This is a genomic window from Aliiroseovarius sp. S1339, from assembly GCF_023195695.1.
Lineage (GTDB): Bacteria > Pseudomonadota > Alphaproteobacteria > Rhodobacterales > Rhodobacteraceae > Aliiroseovarius.
Map to the genome: position 1 here is coordinate 402,303 of NZ_JALPQG010000001.1, position 25,596 is coordinate 427,898.

At 57.8% G+C, this 25,596-nt stretch carries 25 protein-coding genes and 1 tRNA gene; 8 read left to right on the forward strand and 18 right to left on the reverse strand.

Annotation, left to right across the window (positions count from 1 at the left end; all coding sequences use genetic code 11):
• Positions 1–102: 102 nt before the first annotated feature.
• From MUY35_RS01775 to MUY35_RS01830, 12 genes are all read right to left on the reverse strand, one after another.
• Positions 103–1,215, reverse strand: coding sequence for a phage major capsid protein (locus tag MUY35_RS01775; RefSeq protein WP_248363833.1), 1,113 nt, complete (start codon positions 1,213–1,215; stop codon positions 103–105).
• 151 nt (positions 1,216–1,366) lie between these two features.
• Positions 1,367–1,936, reverse strand: a complete 570-nt coding sequence (locus MUY35_RS01780; protein WP_248363430.1) for an HK97 family phage prohead protease — start codon at positions 1,934–1,936, stop codon at positions 1,367–1,369.
• Between the two features lie 16 nt (positions 1,937–1,952).
• Entirely contained in the window at positions 1,953–3,146 is a 1,194-nt protein-coding gene (locus tag MUY35_RS01785) for a phage portal protein (protein ID WP_248363432.1), read from the reverse strand.
• A 196-nt stretch (positions 3,147–3,342) separates the two neighbouring features.
• Positions 3,343–4,692: a terminase family protein gene (locus MUY35_RS01790; protein ID WP_248363434.1), complete on the reverse strand. Its 1,350-nt coding sequence runs from the start codon at positions 4,690–4,692 to the stop codon at positions 3,343–3,345.
• Positions 4,619–4,969 carry a hypothetical protein gene (locus tag MUY35_RS01795; protein WP_248363436.1) on the reverse strand — a complete coding sequence of 117 codons (351 nt, stop codon included), beginning with the start codon at positions 4,967–4,969 and terminating at the stop codon, positions 4,619–4,621. Before MUY35_RS01795 ends, MUY35_RS01790 begins: the two co-directional genes overlap by 74 nt.
• Positions 4,970–5,151: 182 nt before the next feature.
• Positions 5,152–6,312, reverse strand: a complete 1,161-nt coding sequence (gene mltG, locus MUY35_RS01800) for an endolytic transglycosylase MltG (RefSeq protein ID WP_248363438.1) — start codon at positions 6,310–6,312, stop codon at positions 5,152–5,154.
• The gene (gene fabF / locus MUY35_RS01805; RefSeq protein ID WP_248363440.1) at positions 6,312–7,574 is read right to left on the reverse strand and encodes a beta-ketoacyl-ACP synthase II; all 1,263 of its coding nucleotides are present in this window, start codon (positions 7,572–7,574) and stop codon (positions 6,312–6,314) included. The genes mltG and fabF overlap by 1 nt, the downstream gene beginning before the upstream one ends.
• A 192-nt stretch (positions 7,575–7,766) precedes the next feature.
• Positions 7,767–8,510 carry a 1-(5-phosphoribosyl)-5-[(5-phosphoribosylamino)methylideneamino] imidazole-4-carboxamide isomerase gene (locus MUY35_RS01810; protein ID WP_248363442.1) on the reverse strand — a complete coding sequence of 248 codons (744 nt, stop codon included), beginning with the start codon at positions 8,508–8,510 and terminating at the stop codon, positions 7,767–7,769.
• 178 nt (positions 8,511–8,688) lie between these two features.
• Positions 8,689–8,922, reverse strand: coding sequence for an acyl carrier protein (locus MUY35_RS01815; RefSeq protein WP_248363444.1), 234 nt, complete (start codon positions 8,920–8,922; stop codon positions 8,689–8,691).
• Between the two features lie 212 nt (positions 8,923–9,134).
• A complete protein-coding gene (gene fabG / locus MUY35_RS01820) occupies positions 9,135–9,872 on the reverse strand; it encodes a 3-oxoacyl-[acyl-carrier-protein] reductase (protein ID WP_248363446.1) in 738 nt (245 codons plus the stop codon).
• Between the two features lie 57 nt (positions 9,873–9,929).
• The gene (gene fabD / locus MUY35_RS01825) at positions 9,930–10,874 is read right to left on the reverse strand and encodes an ACP S-malonyltransferase (RefSeq protein ID WP_248363448.1); all 945 of its coding nucleotides are present in this window, start codon (positions 10,872–10,874) and stop codon (positions 9,930–9,932) included.
• A 144-nt stretch (positions 10,875–11,018) separates the two neighbouring features.
• Positions 11,019–11,669 (reverse strand): hypothetical protein, encoded by a 651-nt coding sequence (locus MUY35_RS01830; RefSeq protein ID WP_248363450.1) that lies wholly within the window; start codon positions 11,667–11,669, stop codon positions 11,019–11,021.
• Positions 11,670–12,011: 342 nt separating this feature from the next.
• On the opposite strand from MUY35_RS01830, the gene rpsF reads away from it, so the two are divergent.
• The 4 genes from rpsF (at position 12,012) to MUY35_RS01850 (ending at position 15,381) form a co-directional block, all read left to right on the forward strand.
• On the forward strand, positions 12,012–12,368 hold the full coding sequence (gene rpsF / locus MUY35_RS01835; protein ID WP_248363451.1) for a 30S ribosomal protein S6: 357 nt from the start codon (positions 12,012–12,014) through the stop codon (positions 12,366–12,368).
• Between the two features lie 19 nt (positions 12,369–12,387).
• Entirely contained in the window at positions 12,388–12,615 is a 228-nt protein-coding gene (rpsR, locus tag MUY35_RS01840; protein WP_085525039.1) for a 30S ribosomal protein S18, read from the forward strand.
• A gap of 12 nt (positions 12,616–12,627) precedes the next feature.
• Positions 12,628–13,257: a 50S ribosomal protein L9 gene (gene rplI / locus MUY35_RS01845; protein WP_248363453.1), complete on the forward strand. Its 630-nt coding sequence runs from the start codon at positions 12,628–12,630 to the stop codon at positions 13,255–13,257.
• Positions 13,258–13,614: 357 nt separating this feature from the next.
• Complete coding sequence (locus MUY35_RS01850; protein WP_248363455.1) at positions 13,615–15,381, forward strand: AAA family ATPase; 1,767 nt, start codon at positions 13,615–13,617, stop codon at positions 15,379–15,381.
• A 263-nt stretch (positions 15,382–15,644) separates the two neighbouring features.
• On the opposite strand, the gene MUY35_RS01855 is transcribed toward MUY35_RS01850, so the two are convergent.
• Positions 15,645–16,820, reverse strand: a complete 1,176-nt coding sequence (locus tag MUY35_RS01855) for a hypothetical protein (RefSeq protein ID WP_248363457.1) — start codon at positions 16,818–16,820, stop codon at positions 15,645–15,647.
• 540 nt (positions 16,821–17,360) lie between these two features.
• On the opposite strand from MUY35_RS01855, the gene MUY35_RS01860 reads away from it, so the two are divergent.
• Positions 17,361–17,858 (forward strand): lytic transglycosylase domain-containing protein, encoded by a 498-nt coding sequence (locus tag MUY35_RS01860; protein ID WP_248363459.1) that lies wholly within the window; start codon positions 17,361–17,363, stop codon positions 17,856–17,858.
• A gap of 64 nt (positions 17,859–17,922) precedes the next feature.
• Here the strand turns inward: MUY35_RS01860 and tig are convergent, their stop codons facing one another.
• Both tig and MUY35_RS01870 read right to left on the reverse strand, forming a co-directional pair.
• Positions 17,923–19,254 carry a trigger factor gene (gene tig, locus MUY35_RS01865; protein WP_248363462.1) on the reverse strand — a complete coding sequence of 444 codons (1,332 nt, stop codon included), beginning with the start codon at positions 19,252–19,254 and terminating at the stop codon, positions 17,923–17,925.
• A 21-nt stretch (positions 19,255–19,275) separates the two neighbouring features.
• A tRNA-Leu gene (locus MUY35_RS01870) sits at positions 19,276–19,360 on the reverse strand.
• 270 nt (positions 19,361–19,630) lie between these two features.
• Here MUY35_RS01870 and MUY35_RS01875 point away from each other — a divergent pair.
• Positions 19,631–20,158, forward strand: a complete 528-nt coding sequence (locus MUY35_RS01875) for a Hint domain-containing protein (RefSeq protein ID WP_248363464.1) — start codon at positions 19,631–19,633, stop codon at positions 20,156–20,158.
• Here MUY35_RS01875 and MUY35_RS01880 read toward each other — a convergent pair.
• The gene (locus MUY35_RS01880) at positions 20,139–21,758 is read right to left on the reverse strand and encodes an NAD(P)H-hydrate dehydratase (protein WP_248363466.1); all 1,620 of its coding nucleotides are present in this window, start codon (positions 21,756–21,758) and stop codon (positions 20,139–20,141) included. The two genes, MUY35_RS01875 and MUY35_RS01880, sit on opposite strands and share 20 nt — an antisense overlap.
• 169 nt (positions 21,759–21,927) lie before the next feature.
• Between MUY35_RS01880 and MUY35_RS01885 the strand changes: the two genes are divergently transcribed.
• Together MUY35_RS01885 and glnA are read left to right on the forward strand one after the other, a co-directional pair.
• On the forward strand, positions 21,928–22,266 hold the full coding sequence (locus MUY35_RS01885; RefSeq protein ID WP_248363468.1) for a P-II family nitrogen regulator: 339 nt from the start codon (positions 21,928–21,930) through the stop codon (positions 22,264–22,266).
• A gap of 39 nt (positions 22,267–22,305) precedes the next feature.
• A complete protein-coding gene (gene glnA / locus MUY35_RS01890) occupies positions 22,306–23,712 on the forward strand; it encodes a type I glutamate--ammonia ligase (protein ID WP_248363470.1) in 1,407 nt (468 codons plus the stop codon).
• A gap of 182 nt (positions 23,713–23,894) precedes the next feature.
• On the opposite strand, the gene MUY35_RS01895 is transcribed toward glnA, so the two are convergent.
• Together MUY35_RS01895 and MUY35_RS01900 are read right to left on the reverse strand one after the other, a co-directional pair.
• Positions 23,895–24,143, reverse strand: coding sequence for a hypothetical protein (locus MUY35_RS01895; RefSeq protein ID WP_248363472.1), 249 nt, complete (start codon positions 24,141–24,143; stop codon positions 23,895–23,897).
• A gap of 473 nt (positions 24,144–24,616) precedes the next feature.
• Positions 24,617–25,513 (reverse strand): endonuclease/exonuclease/phosphatase family protein, encoded by an 897-nt coding sequence (locus MUY35_RS01900; RefSeq protein WP_248363474.1) that lies wholly within the window; start codon positions 25,511–25,513, stop codon positions 24,617–24,619.
• Between the last annotated feature and the right edge of the window lie 83 nt (positions 25,514–25,596).

Here is a 25,596-nt window from a genome sequence, read left to right on the forward strand (position 1 = left end):
CTCGGACGGAGGGGGAGCAGCTAGACAACACGGGGTGAGGTCGGCGCGCGCCCGGTCCCGCACCCGCCAAAAAGGCGCAGTGCGGGTCTCGGGTTCAGGCTCTTACGAGACCGAGAACTTCAGAAGCTTGATCGCAGCAAAATCGCTGATATCACCGCCAACGCGCTTGGTCGCATAGAACAGCACATGCGGCTTGGCCGAGAACGGGTCACGCAGAATACGCGTGTCAGGACGTTCCGCGATGGTGTAACCCGAGCCGAAGTCGCCAAAGGCGATTGGCGTGGCGTCGGTGCCAATATCCGGCATATCCTCGGCGATCAGCACCGGATAACCCAACAGACGCGCCGGTTCACCGGCAGCCAGACCGTCCGACCACAGGAAGCGGCCATCCATGTCCTTCATCTTGCGCACCGAACCCGCGGTTTTCGAGTTCATCACGAAGCTCGCGCCCGCGCGGTATTCAGCATCCAGCGCATAGACCAGATCAATGATCGCATCAGCCGGGTTCGAGGCGTCGAAGTCGCCCGAGGTTCCGGTCGCGATGTAACCCAGATTGCCCCAGGTCCAGCTGTCGTTGTCCACCGTGGTGTGGGTCAGGATACCGGTCGGTTTGTCGATACCGTCGCCCGAGATGAACGACGCAGCTTCTGCACGGGCAAACTTGTCCGCAATCCGCGCTGCCAACCAGGTCTCGATTTCGAACGCGCTGTCGTCCAGCAGGCGCTGCGATGCTTTGGGAAGCGCCGACAGCTCGTGCAGGGGAATGGTGATGCGCTCAATCGACGGGGTGCCGGTCTCGACGGTCGATCCGGTTTCCGTGGCCCAGCCCGAGCCCACATCCGAATGATCAACCAGCACGTCATATGATGTGGCTTCGACGTTGACCACGTTGGAGACAGCGCGCAGCGATGCGGTCGATTTCAGCACGCTTTGGATGGTCGCAGCCGTCTGCGGGTCGACCAGGTAGCCCCCATCGCCAGCAACGGCGGTCGACATGGCTTTGCCTTCCAGTTCCAGACCACGCAACGCGTCATCATCGCCAGAGCGCAGATAGGCCTCGAACGCTTTTTGATGCGGTGCTTCCAGATCGGCAGCAGCGGCAAGATGCGGACGAGCCGCGGTGATTTGAGATTTGCGATCCAGCATGGTCAGTCGCTCTTCCTGTTGTTGAAGTTTGGTTGAAATATCGTCGTGAAACGTGTTGATATCACTCATGAAACCAGCCAGCGCGGTCTTAACCTCGGCAGCCGGGGTCAAGCCCGCAACCGGGCCAGAATCCGGGCCTGCGGGCGCGGCCGACTGGCCCTGAGCTTTCGTCTCGTTCTTGCTCATCTATGGGTCCTTCTCAGGGGGTCAGATCGCTGGCTCAGGATTTTCGGGCCAGCATGTGGCGGGCTTCGGTGATCGAAGCCGCCAGTTCACGCAAAGTGGCATCAGCAGCAGGCGTATCGCCCTTTGCCCCCACTCGCGCCGTCGGAAGCATCGGGAAGGTGACAAGCGACACCTCCCAAAGCTCCAACTCGGTCAAAAGCCGTTGGCCCTTGTCGTTCTTGGTTGCCCGCTTGGTGCGATAACCGATCGACAGACCGTCAATCGCGCCGGCTTCAATCAGTGCGGCGGCTTCGCGCCCCTTGGCGACATCCGTCAGAATGCGCCCTTTGACGTAAAGCCCGCGCGCGTCCTCGCGCACTTCGTCCCACACGCCAATCGGCTGTGCCGGGTCGTGTTGCCACAGCATCTTCACGCCACGATCCGCCCCTTTCAGCGCGCGCAGGGATTTGCCGTAGGCACCGGGGGCCACGATGTCGCCTCCCGTGTCGCATTGGTCAAAGAAGCTGGCATAGCCTTCGATCAGAATGCCCTCGTCCACTTCGGACGTGTCGCCCAGCTTGACGAATTTATGCTCAAGCCCCAGATCGGGCTGAAATTCACTCATGGCTTTTCCTCGATTGTTAAACGTCGTCAGAGGCGACAGGCGGCAGACCCAGAAGGCTGCGTTTTTCGGCATCGGACAGGAAACTGGCCTCGGCCACGCGGCGCCATTGCTGGTCACGCTCAGCGGACAGTGCGGGTACTTGGTCAAGGTCGGGCTTCAGCACCACGCTTTCACCGGTGAACCCCGCCAGCCAATGGCCGACACTGGCCGCCACGCGCGACACCAAGGGCACGACGGTCAGGCGATAAAACGCCCGGCTGGCTTCCTGATAGTTTGCATAAGTCGCATCACCCGGAATGCCGATCAGCATCGGCGGCACCCCAAAGGCCTGCGCAATTTCGCGTGCGGCGGCCTCTTTCGTTTTCTGGAATTCCATATCCGAGGGGCTGAACCCCATGGGCTTCCAATCCAGACCGCCTTCCAACAACATCGGACGTCCGGCATTGCGCGCGCCCACGTGGTGGCTTTCCATCTCGGACAGCAGCCGGTCATATTGGTCTGCGCTCAGTTGCGCCTGCCCGTCCGCGCCCTTGTAGACGATGGCGCCCGACGGCCTTGCGGCGTTGTCCAGCAGCGCTTTCGACCACCGGCTCGCCGCATTGTGCACATCAATCGCCGTGGCGGCGGCTTGCAAAGGGGACAGCCCGTAATGATCATCCTGCGGGTGGAAGGCTTTGACGTGGCAGATCGGCGATGACCCCTCGCCCACATGAAAGCGGTGTTTGCGCGCACCAACCGTGTAGTCATATGCCACCGGCCAGCCATCCGCCCCCGGCACCAGGTTCATCCGGTCCGAACGCAGCACATGAAGTTCTGACACCGACCCGTCTTCGCTGGCCACCGCTTCGAAATAACCGTTCCCGGTCAACAGCAACTGCCCGAAGAAGGCTTCAAACAGTTCAGCACGGCCCTGTGCCGCATTCGGGCGGGCCAACAGGTCTAGAAGCGGATGAACCTCGAACCGCTGCGCATCGTCCTGAAGCACCAAGGGCAGCGCGGCGGCGGCCTCTGCGATCAGCTTGACCGACCGAAACCCAACCGGATTGGCTGCAAAGCCAGTCTTGGTCAGGCTGACCACATCGCGCGGGCTCCAGGCCACACGCCCCGCACCGCCATAGGCGATGACCGGCCCGGTCGCGGACGCTTTGGTTTCGGTCGGCTGCGTGGCCATATGCGCTGCATCGCCACGCTTGAGAAAGTCGAATACCATCGGCTGGTGCTCCTCGCGTTCTGTCCAAGTCGGGGATGACCCCCGGCAAACCTCTCCCGCCCGGCGAAACGCGTGTCGCGCTACCGGTCGGTGAAAAGTCTGTCTCTTTGATGTCAGGCGGGGCCCGTGGGCTGGTTGGGCTCAGGACCCCGCCTTTCGATGTTTTGCACTCTGCCACCCGAGGTTAAAAAACTCTTTAACCCAGCGTGCGCACCTGCGGCCTGCGCCATTTGGCAACGGGCTCAATGATCAATTCATGCAGCGCCCAGACCAACGCATCAACGCGGTCCGGGCTACCCTTGCCCTCGAAGCCCTGAATGGTCATGCGGCACATCTGGTCTTCCAGCGCAGGCATCCCGCCCACATGGGCCACCCGTCCCTGTTCATAAAGCGCAGCGACAGGCTCGGCCCGCGCCGACTTGCCCCGCGTGGCGCGCACGGCGCGAAACGAAACGGTCGGGTCAATCTGTCGGATCACCGATTCCACCAGATCACCGCCTTGATTGACCTCGGCCACCAAACGGTCCGCCTTGTGGCGGCGCATGGCTTCCAGTGCTGCCTCCGCCCACTGAGATGGACTAGCGGCCGATACGCTCGCATCATCCAGCACAACGGCGCGCCAATCCCCCGGCGCGCCCTGCGCCACGACGCCTGCGACGATGATCCCACATTCATCCGAACCCTTGTGTCCCGTGACCGGCGGGTCAACCGCCACCACCACGCGATCAAAGGCTGGCAGGTCACCCGTGACGCGTGCCTTATCCAGCCCGGCCATGGTCCACAGCGCGTCCTCGGTGTCTTCTAGCAGCACACCGTCCAACTCTTGCCGGCCCAGTCGCGTGTCCGCATATCGGCTGCGCACCTCCTCAAGGAAACTTTTCGCCAGATAGGCCCGGTTGGCTTCCGTTGGCGCTTGGGTTGTCACGGTCGAGGGGTTCTTGAGGATTGCTTTCAACACCCCAACATTGCGCGGCGTCGTGGTCACGCATTGGCGCGGGTGACTGCCCAGCCGCAGCCCAAACTGGAGCATATCCCACGTCTCTTCCGCCTTTTTCCACTTTGCCAACTCATCCACCCACGCCGCGTCAAATTGTGGGCCGCGCAGGCTTTCCGGCTCATAGGCTGAAAACACCTGTGCCACCGCCCCGTTTGGCCAGACCAGCCGACGTCGCCCTGCCTGCCATTCCGGGCGGCGATCCGGCGGCGAACACGCCAGAATGCCGCTTTCGCCGAAAATCATCACCTCGCGCACTTGGTCAATGGTTTCGCCTACCAGCGCCACCCGGCGCGAACGGCCGGGATCAAGGGGGCCTGCCCCCTCAACCTCGGCGCGCGCCCATTCGGACCCGGCACGCGTCTTCCCCGCGCCACGCCCGCCCATGATAACCCATGTGCGCCAGTCGCCTTCCAGGGGCAATTGGTGATCCAGCGCCCAGAACTCGAACAGGTAAGGCAACGCCACCAAGGCACCATCACTCAGGCTGTTCAGAAACGCCGCCCGCTCCTCTTGCGTCGCGCAGGCAAGCCAGTCGGCGCCAGATTTCATCCCGGGCCTGAGCAAGGTCGAGTGCGACCGCTCCGGCCCCGCCAAAGGCGTTGCTTCCACTTTGTTCAAGACGTTTCCTTTCCTCGAATACCGTTTGCATGGCACGGCGCACCTCGGCCACGGCTTTCGCCAAACCCGGTGTGGTTTCACAATTGGCCAGTTCCGCCGCGCTCAACTGACGGTCCAGCTCTTTCAAAACACGCAGAAAAAACGTGTCCGCGATCTTCAGATACTCGTCCGAAGCCGCGTCCTTCCCCAAGGGCGTGATCATTGTCATTTTTTTATTTGCCTCTCATGCTCGTCTCCGAACGAGCGACATGAAAAAACGGCCCCGGGCGGGTGCCCAAGGCCGTTACATTCACGTCTTCTAGCGTATCTCAGAACCTACGGGCGACCGTGCGTTCTGTCAAACTGACCCGCGGCAACAGCGTGCGGCAAGATCATGTTTTATTTACCAAATCACTGGTTCGCACGCTCCGTTTCGATCTCGCGCCACTTGGCGACATTGCGGTTGTGTTCATCCAACGTTTCCGCAAATGCATGACCGCCCGTGCCATCGGCCACGAAGAAGATGTAGTCCGTCGTGTCCGGGTTCATCGCCGCCTCGATGGCCGCCTTGCCGGGATTGGCAATCGGTGTCGGCGGCAGGCCCTCAATCACATAGGTATTATAAGGCGTCTCGCGACGAAGCTCGCTTTGGCGCAACCCTCGCCCCAACGCCCCTTGACCATTGGTCACACCATAGATCACGGTCGGGTCGGTTTGCAGCCGCATCCCTTGGTTCAGACGGTTCACGAACACGCTTGCCACCTGCCGCCGTTCTTCGGCCACGCCGGTTTCCTTTTCGACGATAGACGCCATGATCAACGCTTCTTCCGGGCTGGCATAGGGCAGATCAGGCGCGCGCGCCTCCCAGGCAGCGGCAAGAATGCTGCTCTGGGCCGCCTGCATATTGGCCAGTAGCGTCGCGCGTTCGGCCCCCGGCTTAACCTCATAGCTGTCTGGCGCAAGGCTGCCTTCGGCTGGAATTTCGGTGACATCTCCGGCAAGAAAATCAGCTTTGTTCAGGCTGTCCACAATCTGCCAGCTGGTCACACCTTCCGCCAACGCGATGCGATAGCGCGTGTCGCTCTCGCCGCGCACCTCTGTATAGGTTTCGGGTGCAGCGCCTTCCAGTTCAGCCGGCTTAAACTCAGCTGTGATTTCGTATTCCTGTGTTGCCGGATCCAGTTCACGCACCTGCATGACCGCCGTCAGAACGCCGATCCGATACAGCACTTCAGTGCCACAGGTCGAGGCCCCACCGCGCGTCACAACATCCACGATATCCTGCATCGACGCGGCTTCGGGCACCAGGAAAGACCCGGCCTTCAACGCCGAGGTCTTGTCGGAATACTCAACCCCCAACCTGAAGATCGTGGCGCTGGATATCGCGCCTTGATCCGTCAGCTTATCTGCGACCCGAGAGAAGTTAGAGCCCTTCTCGACGCGCAGGCAAATGGCTTCTGCCAAGGGACCGGGACCGGTATACTGTTTCTTACCCCATGCGATCACCCCGACCGCAACGATCATGATGACAACGAACAGACTTAGCGCGTTCGAGGCGATATTACGCCACATCAGTCAGCGACCTTGCCCATGATCAGGCTGGCATTGGTGCCGCCAAAACCAAAGCTGTTGGACAGAACCGTGTTGATCTCGCGCTTCTCCGCCTTGTTGGCGGCCAAACTCAGGCGCGGCTCAACAGCGGGGTTATCCAGATTGATGGTCGGCGGTGCGATTTGGTCGCGAAGGGCGAGGATGCAGAAAATCGCCTCCACCGCGCCCGCAGCCCCCAACAGGTGACCGATTGAGCTTTTGGTCGAGCTCATCGTGGCCTTGTCCGCCGCGTCGCCCAACAGGCGTTCGACGGCGCTCAGTTCGATCGTGTCGGCCATGGTCGAGGTGCCATGCGCGTTGATATAGTCAATCGCCGACGGCTCAAGCCCCGCCTTGGCAAGGGCAGCCTGCATCGCACGGAACCCACCATCACCGTCCTCGGACGGGGCTGTGATGTGATAGGCGTCGCCTGACAGGCCATAACCCAGCACCTCGGCATAGATCTTGGCGCCGCGCGCCTTGGCATGTTCGTATTCTTCAAGCACGACAATACCAGCACCCTCGCCCATGACGAACCCATCACGGTCGGCGTCATAGGGGCGGCTGGCCGCTTGCGGGTCGTCTTCACCCTTTGTAGACAGCGCCTTACACGCATTAAACCCGGCAATGCCAAGCTCGCAAATCGCGGCCTCGGCCCCTCCTGCGATCATTACATCCGCGTCCCCGGTCTGGATCAGACGCGACGCGTCGCCAATGGCATGGGCACCGGTCGAACAGGCCGTAACAACCGAATGGTTCGGGCCTTTGAAACCAAACTTGATCGAAACCTGACCCGAAATCAGGTTGATCAGCGATCCCGGAATGAAGAACGGCGAGACACGGCGCGGGCCGCGTTCATGCAAGGTGATCGAGGTTTCAGCAATTGTCGCCAAACCGCCAATACCGGACCCGATCATCACACCCGTGCGCTGTCGGCTTTCTTCGTCTTCCGGCAACCAGCCCGCATCCTTCACGGCCATTTCAGAGGCCGCCAGCCCGTAAAGGATAAAATCATCTACCTTACGGCGTTCTTTGGGCTCCATCCAATCATCGGGATTGAATGTGCCATCCGTTCCATCCCCAAGCGGCACTTCGCACGCATATTTTGTTGTCACACGCGAGGCATCAAACTTGGTGATCGGACCCGCGCCCGACTGCCCGTCGAGAATGCGTTTCCAGGTTTCCTCGACCCCACTCGCAAGAGGGGAAACCATACCCAGACCTGTAACGACCACTCGACGCATTATGCTGACCCCTCTCAGGTTTTCAAATGTCACAGCGTGATAGCGCGGCTGGGTTGGTCGGGGCAAGACGAATTCCACTTGTCCGGCAAAAGCCGCCGATCACCTGACGTCCAACCGTCCGACCTTGAAGCCGGCCGACGGCACATGCGCGAAACCAGCGCGTCACCGGCCAATTTCTTGTTTTCACTCACGTCAGATGAACTCTGCCTTGGCCTCGGGTGCTGGGCGCGCCACTGCAAGTGCCTCGCCCAGATCCACATTTTTCGAGAACAGCGCGCGTCCGATCAATGTGCCCGCGATATTGGGGATGTATTTCAGTCGTGCAACGTCATCCAAATCATGCACCGTGCCGGCTGCAATGACCTGATGGCGGGTTGCTGCGGCCAGTTTGCTCAAAAGTCCCAGCTGCGCGTCCGGCTGATCAATGTCACTATCGATGTCGGTGATCAACACGCTGGCCAGCGGAATATCCGCATAGGATGCCAGAAAGTCCTCGGGCGTGATTGCCACGGGGTTACGCCATCCGTCGGTCATCAACTTACCCTGCCAGATATCCGCAGCCAGAACGATCTGATCAGGATACCGGTTGGCAAGTTCTTTCACCATGTCAGGATCGCGTGCGGCAATGGTTCCCAACACCAAGCGTCCAACCCCTTTCTCGATCCAGTTTTCAACCATGTCGCGGGTGCGAATACCGCCCGCGACCTGAACCGAGCAGCCTGTGTGTTTGATAATGTCTGCAATCAGCGCGGCATTCTCACCTTTGCCGTCAACCGCATCGAAATCGGTAACATGTATCCATTCCGCACCGGCTTCAGCGAAGCTTTGCGCCGTTTCCACCGGGTCCACATGCCAGATCGAGGGCTCTTCGAGACGCCCCCGGCGCAGCGTCACGCAACGTCCGTTCTGCAATTCAAGTGTCGGATAGATGATCATGGATCGCCTCCTTCGCTAAACCATCGGTGGTTTAGTCAAACAGTACCACACCGTCAGAAGCGTGATCAAATTCGGCTTAATGCGATCAGAAAGCGGCGCGGCATCCGAATCCAACACAAAAAAAGAAACGGCCCGCCGAATGGCGGGCCGTTTCGAGAATTAAGATAATCCTGAAAGCTTAGACAGCTTCAGTGATGAATTTCACGGCGTCGCCGAAGGTCTGAATGGTTTCAGCAGCGTCGTCCGGGATCTCGATACCGAACTCTTCTTCAAAAGCCATAACCAGCTCGACTGTGTCCAGGCTGTCAGCGCCAAGGTCGTCGATGAACGAGGCCGATTCCGTAACCTTGTCCTCTTCAACACCCAGGTGCTCAACAACGATTTTTTTCACGCGATCTGCGACGTCGCTCATGATAAATCCTCACGTTTATTCAGGCACATGGCCTTTTTCGATAGACCCGGGATGGGCCACTTAGTTTTCAGCGCGTTACGCCAATATCCCCCACCCCGAAAGGCACGTTGGGGAAAAACATGCGCCGCCTATAGCACATCGTATTAGATAGGCAAACGCTTTAGACCTTCAATCGGTCAGGTGGCCGGACGACGCCCGGCCCGCCAAGCCTATCACAACATTGCCATACCACCATTCACGTGAATCGTGGCTCCCGTGGTATAACCCGCCTCTGGCGAGGCCAGATAAAGGACGGCGGCGGCAATCTCTTCGGGCGTGCCCATGCGTGCGGCAGGAATTTGAGCGTTGATCTTGTCTTTTTGGTCGTCTGTCAGCTTGTCGGTCATTGCGGTTGCGATGAAACCCGGTGCCACACAATTGGCGGTGATGCCACGGCTCGCGACCTCGTACGCGACTGACTTGGTCAGCCCCACCATACCAGCCTTTGACGCCGCATAGTTCACCTGACCGGGGTTACCCGTTGCGCCCACAATCGAGCTGATGTTGATAATCCGACCCCATCGCGATTTCATCATCGGACGCATGACACCACGGCACAAACGCATGGTCGAGGTCAGGTTGACGTTGATCACGCTGTCCCATTCATCGTCGGACATACGCATGAATATCTGGTCGCGGGTAATCCCCGCGTTATTGACCAGAATATCGACCGACCCCATTGCCTCGATGGCTTGCTTGGGCAGCGCATCAACTGCCTCGCCATCCGACAAGTTGCAGGGCAGCACATGAGCGCGTTCGCCAAGTTCAGCAGCCAGTGCCTCAAGCGGTTCCACGCGGGTGCCGGACAAGGCAACAGTTGCGCCTGCCTTATGCAGGGCGCGTGCAATCTCGCCGCCGATCCCACCAGATGCGCCCGTCAACAACGCGTTTTTACCATTCAGATCAAACATCTGAGCATCCTTCTTCAAGTTTACAATGCACCACGTTTTTCAGCGGCCACCAAACAATTATCCGACTTTGAACGCCTCTATAGCAGCAGCAACATCCTCGGGCGTGCCGACAGCGCGGGTCCCAACATCTTTTGCAATACGCCGGACCATCCCGGACAGCGCCTTCCCAGCACCGATTTCCCAGATCTCAGTCACGCCCTTGTCTGCCATCCACGCGACGCTCTCGCGCCACCGGACCGAGCCTGTCACCTGCTCAACCAGCAGCGACCGGATCTCGTTCGGGTCGGAAATGGCGGAGGCACGCACGTTGGCCACCAAAGGTACCGTTGGCGTCTTCATATCAACTAACGCCAGCGCTTCGGCCATCACTTCTGCTGCGGGCTGCATCAAAGCGCAATGGAACGGCGCACTCACCGGCAGCAACATGGCACGCTTTGCGCCCTTGGCCTTGGCAATCTCAAGCGCGCGCTCCACAGCTTCTTTGTGACCAGACACGACGACCTGCGAGGGGTCATTGTCATTGGCGGCCTGACAGACCTGACCTTGGGCGGCCTCCAGCGCCACCTCTTGCGCGGTCTCAAAGTCCAGTCCAAGAAGCGCCGCCATGGCGCCAACACCGACCGGAACGGCCTCTTGCATCGCCTTGCCACGCGCGCGCAGCAGGCGTGCCGTGTCTGCAATCGTAAAGGTGCCGGCCGCCGCCAAGGCAGAGTATTCGCCCAACGAATGGCCCGCCACATAGGATGCTGCCTCAACCGAAACGCCTTCGGCCTCCAACGCCCGCATCGCAGCCAATGACGTTGCCATCAGCGCAGGCTGTGCATTTTGGGTCAGCGTCAATGCGTCCTGCTCACCTTCCCAGATAAGCGCCGATAGATTTTCGCCAAGCGCATCATCCACTTCGTCAAATACGGCCTTTGCGGATGGGTATGCATCAGCAAGGGCCTTGCCCATCCCGATGCTCTGGGCACCCTGCCCGGGGAATACAAATGCGCGGCTCATGGGCTCTCCTGTTGCTGTGAAGCTTTCTCAATGGGCATAGCGCGCAGGCGCGTTTGGCGCAATCCGCTTTGCCAGAAATGAAAACCGGCACGCATCATTCAAGATGCGCGCCGGTCAAGGCTTTAACCTAAATTCTTTATGAGATCAGGAGGCTGACACCCGCGCCAAAGAGATTGCGTTGCCCTTGACCCGCGAGATTCTGCGGTTTTCCGGGTCGCGCCTGCGGCGTGCACCGCTGAGGTCGGTCACAAGCTGCGCCTGAATGGGTTCCAGCGCTGCCTCTTCGCCCGCGATAACCTCGTAGGCGTCCATGCCGCTGCCAATGCGCGCATACAGAGCCGCCTCACATGTGTCATCATTCGCACGAAGGATCAGAAACGATCCAATATCGCTAAATGGAACACGCGTGTCCTGCCGAAACCGGTTCAAACCGTCCTTGTGCCCAATCCGCAACTCTCGTTTGTCCAGATCAACCTGTGCTTCGACCTGTCGGGCGTCGCGGCCGTACCAAAACAACAACCAGCCAAACACAAACAAAAGGCCCGTCAGGCCAAGTTTCATCGCCATGATCAATGGGTCTGCAAAAGCATTTCCTGCAAATGACCAAACGCCTGCGATGACCAGCATCAGCACCAGACCTACGAACCGGCCAAGCGCATGTGTGATCCGCAAGATCCCTGCATCCGCACCGGCCGTGCTAAGACGATACCCCCAAGGTGTTTGAACAACCTTTGGTGCGGCACCGCCCCGCATGCTTTGATCAGACGAATTGGCCTGCTGATTGTTGTTGTGCATTGTTAAGCTACCCTTTTCAGTCCAATGCGACGGATTTCGATGCCGTCAGCGCTACTTTTTCCTTACCTACTTGGCTCGCATGCAACTGTGACGGGATTGCGGCACGCGTCTGGTCTTTCGCAGGCAATCGCGCCTGAAAAGCACTCTTCTTAGCAGGCCACCGCGCAAGTCTTACCGCGCGCGCCGAACTGGGTGAAACAACCTTGCACCACTGGGCCAAGCGTGTATAAGGCACCGTCCTTTCCGTGTGTTTATGAACCGCGTGGCCTCTCGTGGATGGGTGGCGGAAAGGCGCAAATACCCATCCTTTGAAGCGCGCCAGAGAAAAGAACTGGAGCTCACATGCCGCTCTACGAGCACGTCTTCATCTCGCGTCAGGACTTGTCCAATACGCAAGCTGAGAACCTCATCGAACATTTTGGCACCGTGCTGGGTGACAACGGCGGGAACGTCGTTGACAGCGAGTACTGGGGCGTCAAAACGATGGCCTACAAGATCAACAAGAACCGCAAGGGTCACTATGCCTTCCTCAAAACCGATGCACCCGCAACGGCCGTTCAGGAAATGGAGCGATTGATGCGCCTGCATGACGACGTCATGCGCATTTTGACGATCAAGGTTGACGATCACGCCGAAGGCCCGTCGATCCAAATGCAAAAACGTGACGAGCGCGCCGATCGCCGCCCGCGTGACCGCTAAGTTCGAAAGGATCTAAACCATGGCAACTAAACCATTTTTTCGCCGTCGCAAGGTATGCCCGTTCTCTGGCGACAATGCGCCGAAGATCGACTACAAAGACACACGCCTTCTGCAGCGTTACATCTCTGAGCGTGGCAAGATTGTCCCCTCGCGGATCACCGCTGTGTCGGCCAAGAAGCAACGCGAACTGTCGCGCGCCATCAAACGCGCCCGCTTTCTCGCTCTGCTTCCCTACGCCGTTAAGTAAGGAGATCTGATTATGCAAGTTATCCTTCTGGAACGTGTGGCCAAACTTGGTCAGATGGGCGACGTCGTTGACGTCAAGCCGGGCTTTGCCCGCAACTTCCTTCTACCCCAAGGCAAGGCGCTCAGCGCTTCGCAAGCCAACATCGCATCCTTTGAAGCCCAGAAAGCGCAGTTTGAAGCGAACAATCTGGAAACCAAAAAAGAAGCCGAGGCTCTGGCCGAGAAACTCAACGGACAACAGTTCATCGTGATTCGTTCGGCATCGGACGCTGGCGCTCTCTACGGCTCGGTCACTCCGCGTGACGCCGCAGACGTCGCCACCGAAGGTGGTTTCACCGTCGACAAGAAACAGGTCGCTCTGAAAGCTCCGATCAAATATCTGGGGATGCACACCGTCCACGTCATCCTGCACCCCGAGGTCGAGGTCGAGATTGATCTGAACGTCGCGCGCTCGCCGGAAGAAGCAGAATTGCAGGCTTCGGGCAAGTCGATCCAAGAACTGGCAGCTGAAGCTGAAGCCGAAGCCGAGTTCGAGATTGCAGAGCTGTTCGATGACATCGGCGCAGCCGCATCCGAAGACGACGAACTCGCGGAAGCCGTTGAAGAAGAAGCCGCAACTGACGAGGCTTCGGAAGAGGACTAAGCTCCCTTCTGTCGAAAAGACAAAGGCCGCTCCGATCGGGGCGGCCTTTTTTTGTCGGCACGCCCGCAGTGCAAACGCGCTTACCGTTCGCACCGCGTGTTTGATTCGGACCAGCCCGGCAGAATACTTGCGGTTAGTGAGGGCCATTCGAACGGTTGCCATTGTTCGCCTCGTCTCTCAAAAAACGAACGATAGAAGCACCTGAAACCCCGGTCGCGGCGACACCAGTCCGAGCCGAAGTTCAGATCATTCACTAGAATCGACGGCGAAGACCGATTAGACTGTGAAGATTAACATAGAAAATAAAGATTCGAATTACCTAAGGCCCGTTCTTCATAAATGAAGGCCTGTACTAATATGCCCGATGTAATTGGTAGCGATGTCAGACCTTTTTCATTTGCGCCAAACACCAAATTCATGGTCCCGGTCAGACCGCATAAAATTGTTCGCGACGCTTTGACCAAAGCCGTCGGCGGGCCGCCGACGATTGCCTTGGTGACGGGCGACTGGGGAAGCGGCAAGACGCTGATTGCTCGGTCGATCCTAGATCATTATGCGGACCAGGACGATGTACGAACTGCCTTTCTGGCAAATTGCTCAGGAGCTGAAGGCGAGGTCATCGCTGATTTTGCGCGCTGGTTGCATGGCCGTGAAATTCGGACCACAGCAGCATGGGACAGCGTCGTGAGCGCGCTTGAAAAAGCGAAATCAGATCATGTCAAAATCCTTTTGATTGTCGATGAGGCGCAAGCACTGTCGCAGTCAGTCGCCGAAGATATTGCCCGCTTGGCGCAATACTCGATCGGAAACAATCTCGACCTTCATCTTTTTCTTTTTGGTCAGACCAAATTTGAAAATACGTTGAAAACTGGCGCCTTCAAAAAGCTAAACAGACTCATAACGCTTAGGCTACGTATTGACAGACTCACTGACGGCGAAGCCAAGGTCTACGTCACAGAAAGGCTTCGTCTTGCTGGTGCAACCGATCCGGTATTCAGCGATGATGCCGTGCAACAGATCCAAAACGCATGCCACGGAAACCCGCGCCGCATAAGCAAGCTTTGCGAAATACTCCTGTTCCTCGCACGGGGGGAAGGCCTTCCCTATATCGGAGACAAATTTACCCGACATGTTCTGATCAACAATGTGTCGCCAGATAACATGAGCCTCACAAGCCCGGTTGTCGAATTGGACACTGCAGAGCTTGCGCGGGACATTCCAAAAGACCTTCGCAAAGCAAAATCCGCCGACGTCGATTTGCCCACCACACTCGTGATCGACGCACCGCATGAAACCGCTGACATCGCGCCAACACGTAAAGGGGAAGACACATATGTCACCCCGCAAACAACAGTTGAGAGTGAATCTCAGACACCGCGAAACTGGATCAGGCCGATTTCCGGCGTCGCAATTGCCGCAGGCTTAGCCGGTGTCTTGGTTGTCTCCATTCCCACCTTTCCACCTGATGGGTTGATGCCGCTCAATGGGTCTGTTTCCCCATTGCAAATTGACGACGCGGTCGCTGTAAGTGGACAAATAGCCAATGTCACATCTGAAAATTTTGCCAGTGGGCCCGTATCGACCGTAACAGCCGTATATCGGGTCCCAGATGCCCTGCGCGCCACCGATGGCACAGATCAGGGCGGCGATGCTGATTTCTTGCGAGCGATTAACTCCGATAACCCGCAACAGACCGCGATCCTGTTCTCTTTGGCGGCCCTGCAGGGACATGCGACTGCGACCACGTATCTCGGCCAGCTTTACGCAACCGGTGATGGCGTCGTTTTTTCGCCTATACTGGCCGACCGATGGGCCGCCGTGGCGGGCGGCGAGTTGGACGTCAGCAAACTGGCTGCGACAGACAATAGCCAAGTGACTAAACCATCAGGTGAACCGCTCTTCGCGCGGGTGTCCGGCGACAAACTTGACCTCGTTTGGGACGGAGCGGCGGATAACTTTCGCGTTGAACTGGCTGACGCGGATGGTGGTGCGATCGGTCATTATAAAACGCCCCTGACGGCCGCACGGATTGATAGGCCTGTCGGGGCGGTTGCTTGGCGCGTTAGTGCAGACGACCTCCCCTTCAGTGCTTGGCACCCTATCGAAACTGGCGGCGCGGACTAATTCGGCAGCCGACGGTCACGCAAATTCAGGACTTGTATGCCGCGTTCCCGGCGAATTCGGGCGCAGTCGGCCGTGCGGAGCAGGTGGATCGGTTGCATTCTGCCGGACCCGCAATCACGCAATTGCCGATTTGCGTCGCTGGTCATTTGCGAACGCATTGAAAGCTTTCAGTGAGCCATCGCTCTCATCCCCGATCGAAATTTGGCCGACAATTGGACCCACCAATATGCGCCCAGCTCTATATCTTCTTTACACTATGGGTTTCAACACCGACGCAGATTGCGCAAGAGAGATACGAGCGTTTGGCGATTTATGGTATCGAACACTGACACGAGTGCTTCATGCGTGCAGGTCCCTGCGACCAGCAGACGCTCCAGTTCGTCACGCTGTTGCGTCGTGGCGTCCCCCAGCCCCGGAGCAACCCTAAGCGCGTTGCGAACGGCATCTGGTGCGCGCGGGTTCAAGTTTGCCGCCGCGCTCGACGCGGCAGGCGCTGGCTGTGTCTCAAGCGTCTCGGTCGGCTTTGGTGCAGTTGGCTGTTCTGTGACAAGTGCGGACAATTCCGCTTGAGCCTGCTCTATCTGATCACGCGTGTCTGCCAACGTCGCCTGATCTTCTTTGATCAGCGCAAAGAGCACCTCGAGTTCCGTCAATGCAGCGTTTCGGGCAGCTTCATCGGCCTCTGCCTCGGCAGTGGATTGGGCCAATTTCTGCTGCACCAGATCATGTTGGTCGCGGGCAATCTGCATCTGCTCGCCGAGGCCAAGCAATTCAGACTGCATTCCCGCAACTTCGTCAGTCAATCCACCTTTAGCAACACGCAGTTGGTCCACGTCCGCAGAGAGGGCGCTCTGCTCATTTTGCATCTCTTCGATCCGAGCTTTCAGCGCCTGACTTTTGGCAGTCATCGCCTCCACCTCTTGCGTCACCGGCTCAAGCGCCGACTTCGCGGCTTTTTTCTGGCGCGTCAGATAGGCAAGCTGCTGTTCTGCGAGCGCATTCGTATCCGCAAGGTCAGATGCTTCAGCCGTCAACGATTTCAATTCTTCTTCGACCGAGGTATGAGTATCTTTGGCAGCAGATATTGCGGCTTCGATTTCGGCAAGCTGGCTGGTGCGATCTTCAATGGCAGTTTCAGCCTGCTTGACACTTTCAGACACGCTTTGCTGCCGCTGGACGACCTGCTTGGTATCTGCCTTTACATTTTTCAGCTTGAGTTGCGCTTCCTCAAGAACGGCAGTCACGCTTTTCAACTGCTCTTCTGCCGCCGCCGCTTTCGCTTCAAGATCGGCAATAACGCGGCGATATGCGCGAGCGCGCTCTGACATCTGGCTTTCGCTTTCAACCGACGTCTCTTGTTGAGCGAATGCGGGTGTCGTGGACAGTGACAACACGGTAAGCAATACGATGACGCAGATGACCCGGAAGCCTTCGGCCATGCCTAAATCTCCCAAAAAATATTTATTTCAATAGATGAAATGATGCTAAAATATTGGTAATTTTTCAACTGTTAATATTTCGCCCATCGAGCGGCGCGACCTGATGCAGGGTCGGTGGGAACGGTTCTGTAAAGGCAGAATCACAAGTGAATGGCTGGAAACGGCCCTGTGACAGCAATAAATGCGAAGCCCTGACCTTTCAGATTGACCCACCCTTACGCCCCGCGATGTGTCCACCATTATGGACAAGATAAACAGCGGCGCAGCGAGATCGCGAACCCGCTGACCCGCAAATGAACAAGCAGGAAAGACGCCGTGTGATGACCATTTATCTGGTCTCAGGCGGCTGCTGAACTGCGGTGATATACGGCCCGCAGAAACTTCAGGCCGACTTTGCACAATCAGTGGTGCTGCACGCCCAAGGGCACTTGCATCTGCGCTGGTCTCTTTGGACGCAAAGAAGACATCTGTCAGCACGCCACCGCCGACGGCCGCAAATGCCACTATCCGACCCGATGGCGCCTATCTATACTTGATGTCATGAAGCACCTTTCTCGACGCACAGCCCTCATGATCCTCTCTTCTTTCACGGTGGCGGCCTGTTCTGGCGGTCGACCTGATGAAACAGTGACAAGCAGCACATCTGCCGGGTCGTTCAAGCCACCGCTCTATCCGAACGAAACGCCTGAATTGCGGGCACTGATCAACAAATGGGCCGACCATTACAAAATCCCGCGTGAATTGGTCCATCGGCAGGCGGTGCGTGAAAGCACCCATCGACCATGGGCGCGCAACGGGCCGTATTGGGGGCTCCTGCAAATCCTGCCCCAGACCGCACGGACGATGGGACATCGCGGCCCCGCGAAAGAGCTTTTGAACCCGGATGTAAATCTGAAATATGCGGGCAAATACCTGCGCGGCGCATACATCGTTGCAGGCGGGAACATCGACATGGCGATGAAATGGTACGCGCGCGGGTATTATTACGAAGCCAAACGTCTGGGGCTGTTGGTTGAAACCGGGTTGAGGCCGGGTTAACCGACACCCAAACAAAAAAGGCCGCCCAATCAGGCGGCCTTTTCTTTGATCGGCGTGGCCGGTCTTATTCTTCTTCCAGCGCCTCAACGGCCTTTTGCAGATCGTCTTTGGACACTTCCTTTTCCGACACTTTGGCCAGCTCAAAAACATAGTCGATGACTTTGTCTTCAAACAGTGGTGCCTGAATTTGCTGGCGCATCTGCGGGTTTTGCTGAACAAATTCAAAGAATTGACGTTCCTGACCCGGATACTGGCGCGCTTGGTTCATGACCGCTTGGGTCATCTCGGCGTCAGTCACTTCGATCTCGGCTTTCTGGCCCAGCTCGGCGAGCAGAAGACCAAGGCGCACACGGCGACCGGCCAGTTTTGTGTGCTCTTCAGTCGGCTCGACTTCCGGGTGGTCGTGGCCTTCCACGTCCGGGTTTTCTTCGTGCCACAACTGGTGTGCGATCTGCTTGGCTTCGGCATCCAGCAATGACGGCGGCAAGTCAAAATCAACCAGTTTGTCCAGCTCATCCAGCAGGCCACGCTTCATGACGGCCCGTGCAGCACCCGAGAATTCAGCTTCCAGACGTTCGCTGATCTGACCCTTCAGGGCCGCCAGATCGTCCGCGCCAAACTTCTTGGCCAGTTCGTCATTTAGTTCGGCAGCAACAGGCTCTTTGACCTCTTTCACTTTGCATTCAAAGACAGCGTCCTTGCCCGCAAGGTTCTCAGCGCCATACTCAGCCGGGAAAGCCACTTTCACGTCAAGCGCGTCGCCAGCTTTCACGCCAACCAGCTGCTCTTCAAAGCCCGGAATGAACGACCCTGAGCCCAGCACCAGCGGGTAATCTTCCGCCGCACCGCCGTCGAACGCTTCGCCGTCAACTTTACCAAGGAAGTCGATCACAACCTGATCGCCATCTTTGGCTTTCGAGCCCTTCTTGCGGTCTTTGAAATCCTGCGCGGTTTCAGCAAGGCTGCCCAGCGCTTCTTCGATGTCCGCGTCACCGGCTTTGACGACCAGCTTCTCAAGCTTGATCTTCTTCAGGTCGACCTCGGGAATATCGGGCAGAGCTTCATAGCTCATCTCGACCTCAACGTCGTCGCCTTCTTTCCAATCTTCGTTGGTCATCTTCACGTCGGGCTGCATGGCCGGACGGTCACCGCTGTCTTCAAAATGCTTGCTCATCGCGCCGTCAACGGCTTCTTGCATGGCTTCGCCCATCAGGCGTTGACCAAACTGCTTTTTCAGCAGAGCCATCGGCACTTTGCCTTTACGGAAGCCCTTCATTTCGACTTCGGGCTGCGCCTCGATCAGCTTTTCGTTGACTTTTGCGTCCAGATCAGAGGCCGGAACCACAATCTTATAGCCGCGTTTCAGACCTTCGTTCAGGGTCTCGGTGACCTGCATCATCTTGTCCTTTTCCATTTCTGGTGCGGGTGAAGGGACTCGAACCCCCACGCCTCGCGGCGCCAGAACCTAAATCTGGTGCGTCTACCAATTCCGCCACACCCGCAAAAAACCGTGGGCAGCCCGCGCCAAATCGGAGGGGCCGCCCAAATTCGCGCCCTTCTAGCACCGGTATGGACGGGATGCGAGAGGAAAAACGCCCGCTTTGGCCATTGATCAGCGGCAATTCGCGACGAAATGGCCACAGTGATTGCAGCGATCTGCCCCAAGACCCCGTTGCCCACCAGAAAACAGGTGATTTCGCCCACCAGCTTGCTAGCCTGCCGGTAATGAGCAGAGCCCAACAACCGGGCCACAGACGAAGGCAGGACGAAGAATGACACCCAACTCCTTTTCAGGGCGCGCGGTGGCTGGATATGTGCGCAACACTTGTCCAACCGCTGGTATTGGCCCCGGCGCTTTGGTGCGCACATTGCACGGCAATCGCGCGATCGAAACACTTGTCCCCGGTGACCGTATCCTTTGCGCGGACGGAACCCGTGCGCGTCTTGCGTCTGTCAGTCGCCATGCCGCCCCCGCCCGCAAGCTGTGCCGCATCTCGCCCAAAGCACTGGCCGAGGGGCGCGCGCGCACTGATCCCAACCCTGTTGTGTTGTCAGATCAACAGCATGTGATGGTGGGCGGCTGGATGGCGCGGGCAATGTTTGGCCGCGACCGGGCGCTTGTGCCCGTGTCCGCTATTGCAGACGGAGAGCTGATCCGCCGCATGGATCTGGACGCCAAACTGCCCCTGTTCCAACTGCATTTCGACGCACCGCAGTTGGTCCGCGTCGGGGGGCTGAACGTTCTTTCCACACCCGCCCACCAGCCAGCGACCGAGACGTCTAAACACCCAGCTTTCTAAACACATCAGGCAGGACCTCTGGCAAATCCTCGACAATCAACCCCGGCCCGAAACTCAGCGCGCATTCTACATGCAGCCAAGCGGCGCTCTCAGCCGCTTGCATCGGGTTGAAGCCCCGCGCGAGCAGCCCTGTGATGAACCCCGCCAGCACGTCGCCAGATCCGGCTGTCGCCAACCAAGGCGCGGACCGCTCATAGGCGGCTGAGTTGATGGAACACCGCCCATCCGGCGCAGCAATCACCGTATCCGGCCCTTTGAACAGCACGACGCACCCTGCCCGCACGGCGGCCTCTCGCGTGGCATCCACCTTGGAATAGGCCGGCCCTTTGGTGGCAAGGGCGTTCAGCTTCTCGGCAATATCTGGGAACAACCGCGCGAACTCGCCCGCATGGGGTGTCAGCACGCAGTTTTCATGCAGCATGCCGAAAAGCTCGGCTGGGCTGTCCGCATAAGCCGTCAACGCATCCGCATCCAGCGCCGTCGCCCGCTTGGCCGCCAGCGCCACCGGCACCAACTCCCGCGCGCGTTCCAGCCCCAACCCCGGTCCAAGGCACAGCGCATTCAGCCGTTCATCCGCCAGCACAGCCTGCAATGTCTGCGCATCCCCAACAGGAGACAACATAATCGCATCCAACCGCGCTGCGTTTTCTTGGAGTGCGCCGGGTGTGGGGGCGACGGTGACAAGCCCTGCCCCGATGCGGAGCGCTCCACGGGCTGCAAGACGGGCAGCGCCGCCTTTGCCGGATGGACCGGACAGGATGAGGGCGTGGCCGTGGGTGTATTTGTGCGTTCCGCTACGCTTCTCCGTTCGCTTGACCTGATCAATTAGCCGAACCGTGGAACCGTTGCCTGCTATTGAATAGCCGTTCGCATCCACCCGTTTTTTTTGCTCATGCGTCAATGGTTCTTGCTGATTTACTTGCGTCATGAGGTCTTTGATCGAATGAAACACCGGTACAGCACACCCAATGTCCTTTACTCTCACATTCCCACAAAGTGCAGCACCGTCAGAAAGGCGATGCCCCAATTTCTCTTTGTGAAACGTGACAGTAAGGTCCGCCTTTCCGCTTATGTCATTTAGTTCCTTGCCACTGTCGGCACAAACGCCAGAGGGTACGTCGACCGCTACACAACGAAAGTGAGGATGCACTTTGTGAAGATAACTAAACGCATAGGAAATCTCCTCAGAGATACCTCGCGTCAACCCCGTTCCAAAAACCGCATCTAACAGCAGATCACACTGAGGGAGCCAAAATCCTTTCGGCATTGGCTTAACCTCACCAAGCTCCCCCCACCGCTCATAATTCACCCGAGCATCCGGTGGCAGCTTCTCGGCGTCCCCATACAGGAACACCTCAACTTCCCAGCCCCACTCTTTCAGAAGCCGTGCCACGACAAACCCGTCGCCGCCGTTGTTCCCGGGCCCGCACAGAACCACCGCCTTGTGAGAGGTCTTGGAAAGCTCCGGCCATTCCTCGAAAATGGCCTCGACCACGCCCCTGCCCGCACGCTCCATCAACTCGAGCCCTGTAACCTCGCCCGACTCAATCGCGGCTTGCTCGATCGCCCTCATTTGGGCCGCTGTCAGCAATTCAGTCATGGGTCACCTTTCGTCACATGCTCAATTCTTAAACCAACTGCCTAAATATTGTGCAGTCGCCCGTAAATCGGTCAGATAGGACCGCCCTGTGTCAGCCTATCCAATTGTCCCGCCCTTGGGAAAGTGGTCTTTGAGTCGCGACACGCATGAGCCAAATGGGGGGATGCAGATGAAAAAGATCGAAGCCATCATCAAGCCGTTCAAGCTGGATGAAGTGAAAGAAGCGCTTCAGGACATCGGGGTGCAAGGCCTCTCGGTGATCGAAGTGAAGGGGTTTGGCCGTCAGAAAGGCCACACAGAGCTTTATCGCGGCGCGGAATATGTCGTCGACTTCCTGCCCAAAGTGAAGATCGAAGTCGTCCTGCCCGCCGATCAGGTGGACGAAGCCATCGAGGCGATCGTCGAGGCTGCCAAGACAGATAAAATCGGTGACGGAAAAATCTTCGTCACCCCCGTTGAACAAGCGATCCGTATCCGCACCGGCGAAACCGGTTTGGACGCGGTTTGACACAGTCCCAGTTAAGATAAGAACCAGAGGATAAGAGACATGAGCGTTAAAGACGTACTCAAACAGATCGAGGAAGACGACATTGCCTATGTCGACATCCGTTTCACCGATGTGCGCGGCAAGCTGCAGCACGTGACCGTGGATTGCGACCTTGTCGACGAAGACTTCCTTGAAGAAGGCTTCATGTTCGACGGCTCGTCCATCGCGGGCTGGAAGTCGATTGAAAACTCGGACATGAAGCTCATGGCGGACCTGGACAGCACCTATATTGACCCGTTCTATGCGGAAAAAACCCTGTGCATCCACTGTTCAATCGTTGAGCCGGACACCGGCGAGGCATATGGTCGTGACCCCCGCGGCACCGCCCAGAAGGCTGAGGCTTACCTGAAATCATCGGGCATCGGCGACGTGGCCTATATGGGGCCGGAAGCCGAGTTCTTCCTGTTTGACGATGTGCGTTTCTCAAACACCATCAACAAAGTCTCGTTTGAAGTGGACGCGGTGGACGCGTCGTGGAATTCAGACACCGAATACGAAATGGGCAACACCGGTCACCGTCCGGGCCTGAAAGGCGGCTATTTCCCCGTGAATCCGATTGACGACGCGCAAGACCTGCGGTCGGAAATGCTGACCACGATGAAACAGCTTGGCATGAAAACCGACAAGCATCACCACGAGGTCGCCTCGTGCCAGCACGAGCTTGGCCTAATCTTCGACAGCCTGACCAAACAGGCTGATGAACTTCAGAAGTACAAGTATGTCATCCACAACGTAGCGCACGCTTACGGCAAAACGGCGACGTTCATGCCCAAGCCGATTGCGGGCGACAACGGCACCGGGATGCACGTGAACATGTCGATCTGGAAAGACGGCAAGCCGCTGTTTGCGGGCGACAAGTATGCTGACCTCAGCCAGGAAGCGATCTGGTTCATTGGCGGCATCCTGAAGCACGCCAAGACGCTGAACGCTTTCACCAACCCGTCGACCAACAGCTACAAGCGCCTGATCCCCGGTTTTGAAGCCCCCGTCCTGCGCGCCTATTCGGCCCGTAACCGGTCGGGTTGCGTCCGTATCCCGTGGACGGAAAGCCCGAAAGCCAAGCGCGTGGAAGCCCGTTTCCCTGACCCCGCCGCGAACCCTTATCTGTGCTTCGCAGCGCTGCTTATGGCTGGCCTTGACGGCATCAAGAACAAGATTGACCCCGGCCCCGCGCAGGACAAGAACCTCTATGATCTTCCGGCAGAAGAGCTGGAAGGCATCGACACAGTCTGCGCGTCCCTGCGTGAAGCACTGGAAAGTCTGGCAGCAGATCACGACTTCCTGCTGGCCGGCGACGTGTTCACCAAAGACCAGATCGACGGCTATATGGAGCTAAAATGGGACGAGGTTTTTGCATTCGAACAGACCCCTCACCCCATTGAATACCAGATGTATTACAGCTGCTAGGAGCAGGGCAGGTTGAGCTGCACAAACACGAAAGGGCGCCAAATTCGGCGCCCTTTTTCATTGTGACTGGGTCATACCAGCACTGAAAGACTTTTCTGTTCTAGCGTTTCCACCAACATTCCGCGGGCGTCATCCCGGCCTGACGGGAACCAGTCATTAACCCAACTATCCACCGCAACTCATTACTGAGCGCGGTATACCTTCAGTTGCTCAGCCCCGCGGCCAATGCAAATCCGATCTGCTTCACGCTTGGTCATGCTTTCGGGTTTTGAAATCGCTTCATCCCACTGAACACGATCAGGCGTGTAAAGCTGGCACGTCACCTTGCCTTTCGGCGTGTTCACCTCGACGGGTGTGCTTTCATAGCTGGAACGCAGACAGCCCGACAACAACACGGCCCCTGCCAGCACGATAAATCCAGTTCGCATCATTTTTTCAACCTCTCAAACCAAGCTGCTTGCGAAGAAGCTGCGGACTTTCACAGCCTCTATTTTTTTGTTGGTCGATATCTCATGTCGCTCCAACCGATAGTCATATGCACCTCTTTTTCAAGGCGTTTCATGAAATAAGTGTTGAAAAACAACATTTACGCACCGAAAAATAGCATCTCCCGCTCTAATTCAACCAAGCATAGATTTTCGTCCGATTCATCGGCGGATGACCGCCAAGGTTCGACCAGAAAACCCAAAAAAAGAACTAGCCAAGGGAATCGGTGCTGATTTTCGGGCGACTTAAGTGCGTATTGAAAACACCGCCCAAGTTTCCTTGGCTCGCGATAGATATAACTTTTGACCAGAGCGGGACCGGTAGTTTCCGCGTCCATGTGTCGTCTTGGGTGAAGATTTTCCCAGCGCCATCAGTGTGTCAAACTTGGCAACCGTTTCGGTCAACAGCCTAGTCGCCGTTATGGCAGCGCAAACCGCGCAAATAGTCCATAGTGGTCCGAGCCAAGGCGCTCTAGACGCTGCACGCTGCCATCGCCACCGCTGACCAGCACATGATCTATCGGCACCCGCATCCAACCTTGCAACTTGGTCAATGTCACATGCGGCGGGCCGATCCGTTGGGTAGAGCTGGCCAGCTCGATACTGCTCAATGCGTCACTCCAAGGGACCATGTTGAAGTCACCACCAATGACCAGCGGCCCACCCGCGTTATCACGTGCAAGTTCGCCAAGAATGGGCAGAAGCCGCGCGATATGGGCGGGCTGACTTTTCGGCCAAGGCCAATGCAGGTGGATCGAAACGACCCAAACCCGCCCTTTGGGTGTAGTGACCTGCATTGCGGCCAACCCATCAGCCTCAGCACAGAAGCCCGTCCCCGCCACTATCGGCCAGCGCGACGCAACCGCCACCCCGCCAACGGTCGCGAACGGGCAGAACTGGCGAGCTATATAGATGTCGTCCAGTGGGTCGAAAACCGCCATGTTTGCCCCGCTGACTTCCTGCAAAGTCAAAAAGTCAGGACGACGCGCCAGCACATCCGCTGCCAGCAGCGCGGGATCATCAACCAGAAAACGCATGTTCTTTTGATAAAGGCTTAGGTCGGCCCTGCCCGACGCGCTGACAGCCCCGCTCATCCAGAAGATCGGACCCAGCGCGACACCTGCCGCAACAATGCCGCACAGCGCCCACCAACGCGCAGAGGCGATCCAAAGCAGGGCTGCCAAAAACAAAATCGCCACCGCTATCTGCGGACGGAACACGGCCAGGCTGTCACCAGCCGGATGGTACTTCCCCAAATAACCCGCAGCCAGCGCGATAAGTGCCAGCAATAACAGGTTTTTCAGACCACGTTTCATCATGCGCCCTTGTTACCCCCATTGCCGAAGAAAGGAACATTCAATCACCCTTGCGTGAGCAACGCTCCGCCGATCTTGTGAGC